The sequence below is a fragment of the Pseudomonas syringae genome, from assembly GCF_021606685.1.
Lineage (GTDB): Bacteria > Pseudomonadota > Gammaproteobacteria > Pseudomonadales > Pseudomonadaceae > Aquipseudomonas > Aquipseudomonas syringae_R.
The window spans coordinates 33,902-48,429 of the sequence record NZ_WKCB01000042.1 but is presented as its reverse complement, the minus strand read 5'-3'; the positions used below and the strand labels follow the sequence as shown (position 1 = coordinate 48,429).

The following is a 14,528-nucleotide window of genomic DNA, read 5'->3' as shown; positions in this document are numbered from 1 at the left end:
ACAACGTGGTGCTGACCCAGAAGGGCGCAGATTTCGTCAACGCCGGCAACCAGCTGCCGAAAATCGACCTGACCGTTACCGATCCAGAAGGCCTGAACTCGCATAACGCAGCGCAGCCAACCGTCAACCTGCACAACGATGTGCCGGTGATCTCCATCGTGGCCAATACCCTCGAAGAGAACTCGGCTACTGCGGGCACCGTCGCGGGTACTTTCACGGCGACCGACGAAGAAACTCCTCGTGCGGGCCTGACTATCAGCTTCACCGGCACCACCAACGTAGACGGCTACTACAGCATCTCCGGCAACAGCGTGGTGCTCACCCAGAAAGGTGCGGACTTCGTTAACGCTGGCAACCAGCTGCCGAAAATCGACCTAACCGTCACCGATCCAGAAGGCCTGAACTCGCATAGCGCCGCGCAGCCAACCGTCAATCTGCATAACGATGTGCCGGTGATCTCCGTCGTGGCTAATACCCTCGAAGAGAACTCCGCCACTGTGGGCACCGTCGCCGGTACTTTCACAGCAACCGACGAAGAAACCCCGCGCTCGGGTCTGACAATCAGCTTCACCGGCACCACCAACGCAGCTGGCTACTACAGCATCTCCGGTAACAACGTGGTGCTGACGCAAAAAGGCGCTGACTTCGTCAACGCTGGCAATCAACTGCCTAAGATCGACCTGACCGTCACCGATCCAGAAGGTCTGAACTCGCATAACGCAGCGCAGCCGACCGTCAACCTGCACAACGATGTGCCAGTGATCTCCGTCGTGGCTAACACCCTCGAAGAGAACTCCGCCACTGCGGGCACCGTCGCCGGTACCTTCACCGCGACCGACGAAGAAACACCACGTGCGGGCCTGACCATCACCTTCACCGGCACCACCAACGTAGACGGCTACTACAGCATCTCCGGTAACAACGTGGTGCTGACCCAGAAGGGCGCAGATTTCGTCAACGCCGGCAACCAGCTGCCGAAAATCGACCTGACCGTTACCGATCCAGAAGGCCTGAACTCGCATAACGCAGCGCAGCCAACCGTCAATCTGCACAACGATGTGCCGGTGATCTCCGTCGTGGCTAACACCCTCGAAGAGAACTCGGCTGCAGTGGGCACCGTCGCCGGTACTTTCACCGCGACCGACGAAGAAACACCACGTGCAGGCCTGACCATCACCTTCACCGGCACCACCAACGCGAGCGGCTACTACAGCATCTCCGGCAACAACGTGGTGCTGACCCAGAAGGGCGCAGATTTCGTCAACGCCGGTAACCAGCTGCCGAAAATCGATCTGACCGTCACCGATCCAGAAGGCCTGAACTCGCACAACGCAGCGCAGCCAACCGTCAACCTGCACAACGACGCGCCAGTGATCGCGATCACGCCTGCGACAATCGTTGAGGACACCGCCAAAGTCGGCACCGTAGCCGGTACCTTCACAGCGAGCGATGAAGAAACACCGGTCGCCCAGTTGAAGATCACCTTCACCAGCGGCACCAACGCGGATGGCTACTACAGCCTGTCCGGCACTAACGTTGTGCTGACGCAGAAGGGCGCGGATTACGTCAACTCCGGTCACCAGTTGCCTAAGATCGACCTGACCGTGACCGACGCTGACGGCGCCAACTCACACAGCACTGGCCAGCCGACCGTGACGTTGGTCGATGACACGCCAATCGCCAGCAACGGCTACATCCAGGGCAACGAAGACACCCCGATCGAATTGACCTGGGCGACCTTCGGCGTCAGCGACGAGGACTCCGCAAACCCGAAAGTGGTGTTCACCAGCCTGCCGGCCGGTTCCATCGAGTACAGCGTCAACGGCGTGTGGGTCGCGCTTACCGCGAGTGACCTGAAAACCGCTACCTCGGCCGGCAAGTCGTTCAGCCAGGCTGATTTCGACAACCACACTGTGCGTTACACCCCGGCGGCCAACGAATCGGGTGACAACACCTTCGCGGGCACAGGTGTGGGCAACATGCAGAGCGATTACACCCAGCTGAAATTCCAGGCTACCGACGGCAATTCCTACAGCGACACCAAGGTCATCACCGTGGATATCCACCCGGTGGCGGACGTTCCTGTGGTGACGGTTGGCGCGTTCGGCGCTGTGCCGACTGGTTTGGTCATTCAAACCTGGACCGGCGGCACTCTGCGTAATGACCTGGGCACCAACGGTAACGGTGTGGTCAATTCCAGCGACCTGATCCGTGTGATTGACGCCAAGACAGCCGCCAGCGCGGCCTCCACCGGTGTAACCAGTAACGTCAGCAACAGCAATGTGGTCGACGGCACTGCGACCAAAGTCTCCGGCCTGATCTACCTGGAAGCCGGCAAGAGCTACACCTTCACCGGTACGGCCGACGACAGCCTGGCAATTACCGTGGGCGGCAAGCTGGTTGCCACCGAGACGTGGAGCAAGGGCAGCGCGATTACCGGGTCGAGCTACACGCCGACCGAGTCGGGCTACTACACCCTCGACATCTACCACTACAACCAGGCAGGCGCGGGCAACTACGACGTCAATGTGTCGATCAACAACGGCGTGTCGATGTCCCTGGGCAACAGCGGCCTGCAGACCTACACCAGCGTGGAAGCATTGAAAGCCGCGGGTGCGGTGCTGGGCGATAGCCATGTCGTCAACGGCGAAGGTTATTACACCGGCTACGTCTACAACCGTGGCCTGGAAGACACCGCGATCAAGGTCAGCCCGATTACCACCACGTTTGTCGACAACGATGGCTCGGAGTCGCACAAGGTGGAAATCAGCGGCTTGCCAGCCGGCACCGTGATTACCGACGGCACCACTGGGCAAAGCATCACCTCCAACGGCAGCGGCACGCTCTACGATGTCAGCACCTGGAACCTGAAAACCCTGACGGTCACGCCGCTCAAGGATTCGACCGCCAGCTTCGACATCACCGTGAAAGCCACCGCCACGGAGTTGAGCACTGGCGCTTCGGCGGTGACGACCGGCAAGGTGAGCATCGTGATCACTGCGGTCAACGACGCCCCAACCCTGGACCTCAGCACTGCCGACGGTTCGGTTGCCACGGGCTTCAGCACCTCGTACACCGAACGTGGCACCAGCGGTGTTGCGATTACCGGCAGCGTGGCCATCGCTGACGTGGACAGCACCCAGATGCAAAGTGCGACCATCACCCTCAAAAACGCCAGCTCGGGCGATGTGCTGAGCTCCAGTCTGGTAGCGGTGGGGGGGACGTATAAAGGCATCACTTTGACCAGCGTCGGGACTGACGTCAGCGGCAAGATCGTGCTGACCCTGTCGGGCGTGGCGGATGCGGCGACCTACAAGACGCTGCTTGAGTCGTTCCAGTACTCCAGCACCAGCAAGTACCCAACGCTGGGCGATCGCACCATTGATGTGTCGGTGACTGACAATGAGGGTGGCAACAGCGTGAGTTCGTTGGCGGCAACGACCACCATCACGGTCAAGCCTCAGGTATACACCTCCGTCATGGAAGGCGGCGCTGCGGCGGATACCATCGACCTCGGCTCTACCTCGACCAACAACATCGTGGTGGGCGACAAAGGTGGCATCACCACGCCGGGCACCAACTACAACATCGCGTTTATCGTCGACACCTCGGGCAGTATCGGCCCGAGTGCGATGACCTCGATCAAGTCCCAGTTGTCGACCATCTTCGATACCTTGATCGCCAACGCCAAGTTGACCGGTTCGGGTGTGGTGAAGGTGTTGTTGGTGGACTTCGACACCAAGGTCGAATCGCAAGTGTCGGTCAACCTGGCTGACCAGGCGGCTGCCAAGGATGCGTTGCAGGCTGTGTTGAACAGCATGAGCTCCAACTCGACTGACGTGACCAACTACCAGGACGCCTTCAACACCGCGACGGCCTGGTTCAAGAGCTCTGAAGCGACCAGCAACGCCAGTGCGAAAAACCTGACGTATTTCATTACCGATGGTGCGCCGAACGTCTACAACTACACCTACGGCAACATCGCTCTGGGCGCGACCAGCCGTAACGGCGACACGGTTTACTTCGACAGCAAGGTCAACAGCAAAACCTACACCCTGGGCCAGTCCACTGCGATCACCGCAACGGTCTACGGCAAGACCCAGGTTATCGTTGACACTGACGGCAAGGTCTACTCGTACAACTCGTCCGGCACCAAAACCTTTGAAGGTTATGTCGTGTCCGACGGCCGCGGTGGTTTCGACGTGGCCGGGGCTGTCGGCAATAGCAGCTACTACTACGACTATCCGTTGGAAATGGCCAAAGCCGCTTACGCTGCGCTGACCACTGCGGTCAAAGGCGGGGTTGAGGTGCAGGCCATCGGTCTGGGCAGCGACATTGATAGCACCGTGCTCAAGCAGTTCGATAGCGACAAGGTGGTTGCCAATATCGACACCGCCAAGTTGGCGGATGCCATTACCGGCCACACTGCCGATACCGGTGCCGACTCCGTTTCCGGCGGTTCGGGCAACGACATCATTTTCGGCGACCTGATCAGCTACAAAGGCCAGGAAGGCAGCGCGGCACTCAAGGCATTCGCTGCCGAGAAGCTGGCGACCACGGTCGATCAGATCGATGACCGCACCTTGCATCAGTACATCACTGAGCATGTGCAGGACGTCGGTGCGCTGGCCAACGCGTCGAATATCTACGGCACCAGTGATGGCGGCGATAGCCTGATCGGCAATGCCGGCAACGACATCCTGTTCGGCCAGGGCGGCAACGACACTTTGAATGGCGGCGCGGGCAACGACATCCTGGTCGGCGGCAAGGGTAACGACATCCTTACCGGCGGCGCGGGTGCCGATACCTTCGTGTGGCTCAAAGGCGACACCAACACCAACGGCGGCTTTGATCAGATCACTGACTTCAAGCACAGCGAAGGCGACAAGCTGGACCTGTCCGATTTGCTGCAAGGCAATAACGACAACAACCTGTCGAGCTACTTGAAGTTGACCACCGATTCGTCGGGCAACTCGACGCTGAGCGTGAGCAGCACCGGTTCGTTCACCACCAGTGGTGGCACGGCTGATGTCACGATCAAGGTCGATGGCGCCAACTGGGGCAGCGGCAGCGCCGCGATCAATAACCTGATCGCCGGTGGCGACCTGACCGTCAAGCACCACGACTGATCCTCTGGGGCGTCAATCTTTCGGGATTGGCGCCCATTGGCATCGGCTTGGGGAAAATGCGTGTAATCTCTGTGGGCGCCGTGCGCGGCGCCTGCAGGGATTTTTATTGGGAGAACGCTGATGTTCTACGTGCAACGCGATCAACACAACGCACTGGTTCGCGTCGAGGCGCAGGCCTACGCGGAAGCCACTGAGACGCTGCCAGCGGACCACCATGAGATCCAGGCATGGTTCGCCGATGACCAGATCGAAAACAGCCTCAAGCAGCTCAAGAGCAGTGACCTTGAGATGATTCGCGTGCTGGACGACTTGATCCACGTGCTGACGGCCAAGGGCGTGATTCGCATCACCGACTTGCCGCCGGCGGCACAGGCCAAGTTCCTGGAACGTACCCAGGCCCGAGCGGCGTTGGGTGGGTTGAGCGAACTGATCAATGACGATGAAACCGGTTTGATCTGAGCCCTGCGCGCCTCCTTCACGGCATCAACCTCAAGGAGGCACGAGGGTTCAGCGTTTTACTTCCAGGGCGCCGGTTCACCGACCAGTTGGCCTTGCACCCCTTCAACACCCATCTCGCGGATCACCCGCAACTCTCCCTCGGTTTCCACGCGCTCGGCAATCAGCGGCAAGTCAATGCTGTGGGCGGCCCGCTGGATCGCTTCAATAAAGAAGCGTTTGTGGCTTTCCTGATCGATGGCGCGGATGTAGCTGCCGTCGATCTTGAGGTAGGCCAGGCCCAGGTGCGCCAGGTTGCCGATCATGCTGAAGCGACCGCCGAAACGCTGCAGACCAAGGCTGTAGCCCAGGTTGCGCATGCGCCGGATCATCAGCTCCAGCTGGGTTTGCTCGGGTACTTGCTCCTCGCCGATTTCCAGGAACAGGCGCGGTCCCAGGGCCGGGTGCTGGGCCAGGCGCTCGAAGATATGTTCCAGGGCCTGCGGGTCGTTCAAGGTGGCGGCGGAGAGGTTCAGCGCCACGCATTGGTTGTGCTGGGCCAGTTGTTTGATCACCAGGTCGAGCATCAATTGGTCAAGGCGTGCGGTCCAGCCGAAGCGTTCCAGCCATGGCAGGAAGTGGCCGGCGGCGATGGTCTGGTCCTGGTTGTCGAGCAGGCGCGACAGCACTTTGTAATGCAGCACTCGCTGGGTGTCGCTGCTGCTGACCACTGGCTGGAAGAACAAGCGGAAGCGGCCCTGGCTCAGGGCGTTGTCGAGCAGGGTGTGCCAGCTGTGTGGGTCATCGCTGACGGTGTCGGGCGTTTGGTGCTCCAGGCAGACCCAGCTTTGGCCACTGCTGGCTTCTGCTTGCACCAGGGCCTGGTCGGCCCGCATCAGCAGGTCTGCCGAAGCGTCGCCGGGGTGGTAGGGGGCCAAGCCGATATAGGCCACGGTGGGCATGTCGGTGGCGCCGGTTTCGTACAGGCTCTGCAAGGTGGTTTCCAGTTCCTGGGCCAGTTGCAGCGCTTCATCACGCACCAGGCCTGGGGCGAGCACGGCGAACTCACCACCACGGCTGCGGGTGATCAGGTTGTGGGTTTCCGGGTACTTGGCGCAGGTGCGCACCAGTTGCTGGCTGACGGCTTGCAGCAGTTGGTCGGTGCGTTGCCCACCGAGGCGCTGGTTGAGGCCGGCCAGGTCGTTGAGGCGCAGCATCAGCAGGTAACCGGAGCTGTCCTCTTCCAGGTTGCTGACGCGCGAGCTTAGTTGCATCTCGAAATAGCGACGGTTGGCCAGCCCGGTCAGGCTGTCCTGGTAGGACTCCACGCGCAGCTTCTCGCTGCGTTCGGTCTGCTCGTGGAACAGCGCCTTGAGCTTCTCCACCATCTGGTTCATGGCCTGGACCACGCGGCGCAGTTCCGGGGTGCGCGGCAGGTCGGGCAAGCTGAGGAACTCGCGGCGGGCAATCGCGTGGGATTGCTCGACCATGTAATCCAGCGGCTTGAGCTGACGGCGCAACAACAATGCCCCGAGTACCGCGCTCGCCGCGCCGCACAGCAGCAACCAGCCCAGGCTGCCCAAGGCGCTCTGCCACAGCTTGGCCACGGCAAACATCGGGTGGCTGACCACCTCGACCCGCGCCGCCTGCTGCCAGCCTCGGCTGACGATGGCGTCGCCGCCGGCCGGGGCCAGGCCGATCATCTTCACGAACCAGGCCGGTACGCCACTGGCATCCGGCTCGGCGGCACGTTCCACCAGCACCTGGTCATTGCTCAGGTCGATCACGCGGATGCTGGCGTAGTAGCCACTGTCAAAGATCGAGCTGACCATCAGCTCGGTCATCGCCGGGTCATCGATGTTCGGTGTCAGCGACAACGCCAGCGCGGTGGCCGCGTCCTGGGCGTGCGAGCGCAGCTGGTTGACATACTGCGTACGCGAGCTTTCCAGGCTGACCACGAAGCTACCGCTGAAGGCGACCACGAGAAACACACAGATAGCGATCAGCAATTGTTTGAACAGTGACATCGTAGCTCCTGTTAATTATCCGAACTGGCCGGAAACCCTTCGGCGGTCATTTTTTTCAAGACATCCTGCCAGCGTGACAGGCGCTTGGTGTCACCGACTTTTTTGTTGCCTGCCGCGCCGGTCAACCACAGGCCTTCACCGTTGAATGCGTACACGGGCAACAGGTCCGTACGCTGGCTGGCCGGCAGAATCGGGTCCATCAGGCTGTCGAGCACCAGAGGCATGGCTTCGGGGCTGGCATAGTAAGTCAGTACCATGTGCGCGCGGTTCTGGCGCAGGGCCTTTACGTAGGTGATCCGCAGCTTGTCTGCGGCGATGCCGAGGTGGCGCAGGCTGAAGTATTTGGCGATGGCATAGTCTTCACAGTCGCCTGCGCCCTTCCACAAGGATTGAATGGGGGTGGCCCAGTAATCAACCTCATGCCACAGGTCGATATCTTCCTCGTAGTGCAATTGCCGGTTGAAGAACAAGTTGACCACTTTGAGCTGTTCCAGCTCGCTGATCTGCTTTTGCGTCGACAGCAATTGCTGCCAGGCATCAATGCGTTGTCGCCCGGCGCCCAACGGCCCGTAGAGCGACTCGGCGCGTCGGCTGATCTGGCTGAAATCCCAATCGGCAAGCAAATAGCCCGGCAGGCCGCTACCGATCATCAGAGTGATGGCAAAACCGAGCAGAATTCGAGGGAGTTTAAAGCGTATCGCCACTGCGAATACCCAAGCTTGCAGCATTGAAGGTGCGGCAATGGTGCGGTGATAACGGGTAAAAAACAATGGCACCATGAAATCACTTTGGCGCATATTTCAATAAGGTGTCGTCATTAAATTGGCGATTTTCCACTCGTCTGAAAGACTTGTTGAGAATTCATCAAAATAATGACAGCGCACCGTCCCTGACACAGAATGTGTCAACCAAGCGCACACAAAAAGACTTGCGGTAAGCCCCCTGCTTCTTGCCGACCTCCCACGTCTTTAACCGCGCCGTGAAGGAGCTCCGGCCATGAGCCGTACTGATGATCTGTTTGCCCTGTTCGGCAAGAGCGTTGCCCGTGACCCTCAAGGGCGCAACGCGCGGCTGCACTTTTTCGGCACTGTTCCCTTCGATGATGGCACCCGCGTGAACATGAAGGACGGGTCGCGCTTCGATGCCAACGGCCCTTGCGCCAACGAACAACCTCAACCGTTTGACGCAAACGCGCCGCGACCGAATGTGGTCGCGCTGGTGTCCGTCAATGGTGGCGTTGGCCGCAGCACCCTGGTTACGGCCTTGAGCAGCGGGTTGCAGCGTTTGGGCGAGTCGGTGGTGGCGTTGGACCTCGACCCTCAAAATGCACTGCGCCAGCACTTTGGTGTAAATCATGACCTGCCGGGTATCGGCCCCACCAGCCTGCTCAATGGGCAGTGGGAAACGGTATTGCAGACGGGGTTCGCCGGCTGCCGGATGATGCCCTTTGGCGATACCGATATGCAGCAGCAGGAAAACCTGCGGCGCTGGCTCACGCGTGAGCCCAAATGGTTGGCGCAGCAGCTGTGTTCTTTTGGCTTGAATGAACGCGACACCGTGATCGTCGATACCCCCGCCGGGAATAACGTGTACCTGCATCAGGCGTTGAATGTGGCTGACCTGGTGTTGGTCGTGGTCCAGCCGGATGCCGCGTGCCTGGGCACCCTGGATCAAATGGAGGCTTTGCTGGCGCCTTACCTTGAGCGCAACTGTGCGCCGCGTTGCCACTTTGTGATCAACCAGTTGGATGAGCATTCGGCGTTCAGCCTGGAAATGCTCGATGCATTCAAGCTGCGTCTGGGCGAAAACCTGTTGGAGGTCGTACACCGCGACCCGTCCATCAGCGAAGCCTTGGCTTTTGGCTCGGACCCGTTGGATAACGTGGGCCAGAGCCTGGCCAGCGACGACATCAATGGGTTGTGCCAATGGCTTATCAGCGTTAAAACCAGCCCTCTGGCGGCTGCGTTATAAGCTTGACGCGCAACGCTTATGCACAATTGGTTGGTTGCTACTGCTGACGGTTAGCCCTTTTATGAAGGCGTTCTCATTACGGCGCAACTGGCTGTTTTGCCTGTGTTTTATTTTTTGAACAAAAAATGATCAGGTCGGCTTTCGTGCTGTAAGGCAGATTTCTACAGGTCTTGTTAAAAATCCATCAACAGAGTTATCCACAGGCTGTGGTGCGACAATTTTGCCCTTTAATCGCGCTCGGCAAGCACCATCAAGTTGCGCGGCGTCAATGCAGGTTCACAGAAGCTGCCCACCGCGACCCTGTAGCCGTTCTCGGCAAGAAACAATGCCCGATCCAGCACCAGCCATAATTCCAACGGGCGCCGAAACAGACCACGCAGCAATTCCAGGTTTCTGACCTCGGCCAACCGCTGCCATCCAAACGCCTCCAGCGCCGCCCAATCCTGTTCACCTGTGGATAACCCCTTGCGGATGGCCAGCTCCTGGCAGTAGTCGGTGAAGGGCTTTTCCAGCCAACCGGCAGGCAGGGACGGCGTGGGCAGATACTGGTCGCAGCCGCGCAGTTGCCGTTGCAGCTGATCGAAGCCCAGGCGCCGGGCCATGGAGGTGTCGCGTTGCAGGCGCACGCGGTTGCCAGCGGTGACGGTTTCGCTGAGGGGCAGGCCGAGGTCATCGATGGATAACTGCAAGCGTGAAGCTTTACCCGCCGTGGACAGCGCCTGGTAGGTGTCGGCGTTGATCCGGTTGTAGCAGCAGGGCGCCAGCGCCAGCTGTTTGCAGCCGGCGGCGCTGGCCAGGTGCAACAGGCGCACGTGCAGATCGCCGCAGGCATGCAGGGCGACGGGCGTATGCTCGGGGCTGATCGTTACAGCCGCCATCACGTCTTGCAGGCGATGGGTGGCGGGCAGTTGGTGATGCTCGCTAAGGGCTTGGCCCGCAGCGACCAGCGCCGGGTCGTATTCCAGGCAGGTCAGCTGTTGCCCGGTTTGCAGCAGGCGACGGCCGAGGTGGCCCTTGCCGGCGCACCAGTCCAGCCAGTGTGCGGGCGGTTGGGCAAACTGCAGCGCGGCGCCGAAGGCTTCGATCTGTTGCCATTTGCGCCCGGGCACGTCGACGTTCAGGCGATGGCGCGCGGGTGCCAGCGGGTGCGTGGGTAACTTATCCACAGCGCTGAGACGCAGGGCCTGCTCGGCCAACTGTGGAAAAGGCGCAGGTGCGTGTAGTTCATGGGGCGTGTTGTGACTGGCTTCGGCCTCGGCCAACGTACGTTGGCGCAGCCAATGGGCGAGTTCAGGATGGTCGGTTTCCCAGGGCAACTGCCGATGGGTAAAGGGCCGTGGTCGCCACAGCCCTTGGTGCTCGATCAGAAACGCATCCAGCGCCTCAAAGCGTGCTTCAACGTCCCTGGCAGGCATCGACGCGCAGCCAGCGTTCCAGCAGTTTGAAGCCGCGTACCAGGATGTAGGCCATCAACAGGTAGAACAGGCCGGCGGCGAAGAAGATCTCCACCGGCAGGTAGGTGCGCGCGATGATGGTTCGCGCCATGCCGGTCAGTTCCAGCAAAGTCACGGTACTGGCCAGGGCGCTGGCCTTGAGCATCAGGATCACTTCGTTGCTGTAGGCCGGCAGGCCGATGCGCGAGGCGCGCGGCAGGATGATGTAGAACAGCGTTTTTGGCTTGGACATGCCCAGGGCGCGCGCCGCTTCGATTTCGCCCGGCGGGATGGCCTGGATCGCGCCGCGCAGGATCTCGGCGATATAGGCTGCAGTGTGCAAGGTCATGGTGGCGCTGGCGCACCAGAACGGATCGCGCAGGTATGGCCACATGACGCTGTTACGCACGGCGTCGAACTGCGCCAGGCCGTAGTAGACCAGGAACAGCTGCACCAGCAGCGGCGTGCCACGGAAAAAGAAGATATAGGCGTAGGGCAGGGCGCTGACGTACCAGCGACGCGAGGAACGGGCGATGCCCAGCGGAATCGCCAGCAGCAGGCCGGCGATCACCGCGATGGCTACCAACTCCAGGGTCAGGGTCGCGCCCTGGGCGAGTTTGGGCAGCCATTTGATGATCACGGCCCAGTTCAGGCCCAGGTCGAAATGCGACAGCCAGCTGTAGTCACCGCTCATTGGGTGCTCCTTGCAAAGCCGCGGGCGGCGCGTTTTTCCAGGAAGTGCATGCCGGTCATCGCCAGCACGGTGAGGCCCAGGTACATGAAGGCCGCGACCATAAAGAAGGTGAACGGCTGCTTGGTGACCGTTACGCCGATCTGCGCGTGGCGCATGATCTCTTCCAGGCCGATGACCGACACCAGCGCCGTATCCTTCATCAAGATCATGAACAGGTTACCCAGTCCCGGCAGGGCGATACGCCACATCTGCGGCATGATCAGGCGGGTGAAGATGCGAAACTTCGACAGGCCCAACGCCACACCGGCTTCTCGATGGCCCTTGGGAATGGCGAGGATCGCGCCACGGAACACTTCGGTGGCATAGGCGCCAAAGCACAGGCCAAGGGCGATGACCCCGGCGGCAAAAGCGCTGAGAGAAAGGTCGGGGATACTAAAGAGTTCGCCAAGGGCACGCATCAGGTTGACCGTGCCGAAATAAATCAACAGGACCCACAGCAGCTCGGGAATACCGCGAACGATGGTCGAGTAAGCACCGCCAAGCCATTGCAATGGCTTGTACGGTGAGGTCTTGGCCAAGGCGCCGGCAAGGCCGAGCACCAGCCCCAGGCACAGGGCCGTGAGCGCCAGTTTGACGGTCATCAGCGCACCGGCGGCAAGCGCCGGGCCGAATCCGTAGAGATCAAAATTCATGGTGTTTTCATATCGCGGCAGGCAGTGCACAAAGCCGGCGCGCTCAGTTGAGCGCGCCGGTCAGGCCGTTCAGGTCATTCGATGCTGAACGGGAAGTACTTGTCGTTGATCTTCTTGTAGGTGCCGTCTGCCTTGATCTCTGCCAGGGCTTTGTTCAGGCGCTCGCGCAGTGGGTCACCCTTGCGTACGGCGATACCGATCTTGTCGCTTTCTACAACCGGGTCGTCCTTGAACTCGTAGGCGGAGCCGTCTTTGCTCTTGAGCCACTCGTACTGCACGTACTTGTCGGCGAGGATGCCGTCGAGTCGGCCAGAGGTCAGATCAAGGTAGGCGTTTTCCTGGGTGTCGTAGAGCTTGGCGTCGGTTTCCGGCAGCTTGTCTTCCAGGTAGGTGCCGGCCAGCGTCGCGCGTTGTGCACCGATCACTTTGCCCTTGAGGTAAGCGGCATCGGTCTTGAAGTCGGCCGTGGCTTTTGGCGCGATGAATTGCAGCTTGTTGGAGTAGTACGGGTCGGTGAAGTCGACGGCCTGCTTGCGCTCATCAGTGATCGACAGCGAGGACACCAGGAAGTCGAACTTCTTGGCGTTCAGGGCGGGAATGATGCCGTCCCAGTCGGACACATACACTTCGCACTTCTCGACTTTCATCTTGGCGCACAGCGCGTCGCCGATGTCTTTGTCGAAGCCGACGACGTTGCCGCTGGCGTCTTTATTGTTGAAGGGCGGGTAGGCCGCTTCGATCCCCATTTTCAAGGTTTCTGCCATGGCCGTGGCGCTGAACGCCATCGAGACGGCCGCAGCCAGAAGGAATTTTTTATAGTTCTGCATGCATGTTGCTCCGTTAGCGGTTGCTGGACATGAATTGTTTGCAGCGCGCCGAAAGCGGGTTTTCAAACACCTGCTGTGGCGATCCTTGCTCTTCGACCAGGCCCTGGTGCAAGAACACCACTTCACTGGACACCTGGCGGGCAAAGCCCATTTCATGGGTGACCAGCAGCATGGTGCGGCCTTCTTCGGCCAGCGCGCGGATCACATTAAGTACTTCCTGAACCATTTCCGGGTCAAGGGCCGAAGTGGGCTCGTCGAACAGGATGACCTTGGGCTGCATCGCCAGGGTGCGCGCGATGGCCGCCCGTTGTTGCTGGCCGCCGGACAATTGCGCAGGGTAGGCGTGGCGTTTGTCGCTGATGCCGACCTTGGCCAGCAAGGCTTCGGCCACTTCGATGGCTTCAGCCTTGCTTTGGCCGAGCACACGACGCGGCGCCTCGATGATGTTGTCGAGGATGCTCATGTGCGGCCACAGGTTAAAGTTTTGAAACACAAAACCGATTTCGCTGCGCAGGCGGTTGATCTGCTTGCCGTCGGCGGCCATCAGCTCGCCGTTTTTCGCGGCCTTGAGCTTGAGTTCTTCGCCAGCCACCAGGATCTGGCCCTGGTGCGGGTTCTCCAGCAGGTTGATGCAACGCAGGAACGTGGACTTGCCGGAACCGGAGGAACCCAGGATCGAGATCACGTCGCCGTCACGGGCGGTTAGCGAGATACCTTTGAGTACCTCCAGCTCACCATAGCGTTTATGCAAGTTGCGGATTTCAAGCGCGGGCGTGGCCTCGGCCATGTGCGGTCCTCATTGTGTTCATTGCGTTCGACGCTGTTGGGCCGCCTTCCTGGCGAGGCGCCAAGCTAGCATAGCGTCTTGATGGCAGCCAACAGCGCGGCCAGCGGTAAACGGGCGGTGTGCGGCAGGGTGTCGCATCGGCACAGCAGCGTGTCGCGCCATCAACAACCGAACAACCGTTTGAACCCGGAAAACCGCAGGCTTCGCGTAAAAAAGGGCGCGATGGTGCCAGCTTTGGCCGGGGGTTGGAAGGGTTAACCGGGCAAACGGTCCATATCAGCCCTCTTATGGAGCGTCACGTGCTTTTTGTGTGTGTTTATGGTGCGTTTATCCGTCTTGAAAGTGAGTCGCACGGTAACGCTATAGCGGAATGCCATTGTTCTCAATGACTTGCGATTGTCGCTCGACGCTGCTGCAGCCCGCGTCAATCGCGGCTCTGTAACATTTTGGCGCAAATCTTGCGTAAAAAATAAAGAACGCCCTGTTGGTTTCTTTTCACGAGAGAGATCCCGGGCCGGGCGGACCGTTTTCGC

At 60.2% G+C, this 14,528-nt stretch carries 10 protein-coding genes; 3 read left to right on the top strand and 7 right to left on the bottom strand.

The genetic code is table 11. The features are described 5' to 3' along the window. Window positions 1–8 precede the first annotated feature (8 nt). Both GIW02_RS27360 and GIW02_RS16815 read left to right on the top strand, forming a co-directional pair. A complete protein-coding gene (locus tag GIW02_RS27360) occupies window positions 9–5,129 on the top strand; it encodes a beta strand repeat-containing protein (RefSeq protein ID WP_456361652.1) in 5,121 nt (1,706 codons plus the stop codon). Window positions 5,130–5,249: 120 nt separating this feature from the next. Continuing rightward, window positions 5,250–5,588, top strand: a complete 339-nt coding sequence (locus GIW02_RS16815; RefSeq protein WP_236416328.1) for a tryptophan synthase subunit beta — start codon at window positions 5,250–5,252, stop codon at window positions 5,586–5,588. Between the two features lie 56 nt (window positions 5,589–5,644). Here the strand turns inward: GIW02_RS16815 and lapD are convergent, their stop codons facing one another. Together lapD and lapG are read right to left on the bottom strand one after the other, a co-directional pair. Then, complete coding sequence (gene lapD, locus GIW02_RS16810) at window positions 5,645–7,591, bottom strand: cyclic di-GMP receptor LapD (RefSeq protein WP_236416331.1); 1,947 nt, start codon at window positions 7,589–7,591, stop codon at window positions 5,645–5,647. Window positions 7,592–7,602: 11 nt separating this feature from the next. After that, a complete protein-coding gene (lapG, locus tag GIW02_RS16805; RefSeq protein WP_236416368.1) occupies window positions 7,603–8,319 on the bottom strand; it encodes a cysteine protease LapG in 717 nt (238 codons plus the stop codon). A gap of 268 nt (window positions 8,320–8,587) precedes the next feature. On the opposite strand from lapG, the gene bcsQ reads away from it, so the two are divergent. Further along, window positions 8,588–9,562 (top strand): cellulose biosynthesis protein BcsQ, encoded by a 975-nt coding sequence (gene bcsQ / locus GIW02_RS16800; protein WP_236416333.1) that lies wholly within the window; start codon window positions 8,588–8,590, stop codon window positions 9,560–9,562. A gap of 227 nt (window positions 9,563–9,789) precedes the next feature. Here the strand turns inward: bcsQ and GIW02_RS16795 are convergent, their stop codons facing one another. The 5 genes from GIW02_RS16795 to GIW02_RS16775 all read right to left on the bottom strand — a co-directional run bounded on the left by GIW02_RS16795 (window position 9,790) and on the right by GIW02_RS16775 (window position 13,995). Next, complete coding sequence (locus GIW02_RS16795; protein ID WP_236416336.1) at window positions 9,790–10,977, bottom strand: methyltransferase; 1,188 nt, start codon at window positions 10,975–10,977, stop codon at window positions 9,790–9,792. Further along, on the bottom strand, window positions 10,958–11,647 hold the full coding sequence (locus tag GIW02_RS16790; protein ID WP_236416371.1) for an ABC transporter permease: 690 nt from the start codon (window positions 11,645–11,647) through the stop codon (window positions 10,958–10,960). The genes GIW02_RS16795 and GIW02_RS16790 overlap by 20 nt, the downstream gene beginning before the upstream one ends. A 38-nt stretch (window positions 11,648–11,685) precedes the next feature. Continuing rightward, entirely contained in the window at window positions 11,686–12,381 is a 696-nt protein-coding gene (locus GIW02_RS16785; protein WP_236416338.1) for an ABC transporter permease, read from the bottom strand. Window positions 12,382–12,455: 74 nt separating this feature from the next. Beyond that, window positions 12,456–13,208, bottom strand: coding sequence for an ABC transporter substrate-binding protein (locus GIW02_RS16780; protein ID WP_236416340.1), 753 nt, complete (start codon window positions 13,206–13,208; stop codon window positions 12,456–12,458). Between the two features lie 13 nt (window positions 13,209–13,221). Continuing rightward, complete coding sequence (locus GIW02_RS16775; RefSeq protein ID WP_017738342.1) at window positions 13,222–13,995, bottom strand: ABC transporter ATP-binding protein; 774 nt, start codon at window positions 13,993–13,995, stop codon at window positions 13,222–13,224. Window positions 13,996–14,528: the final 533 nt, after the last annotated feature.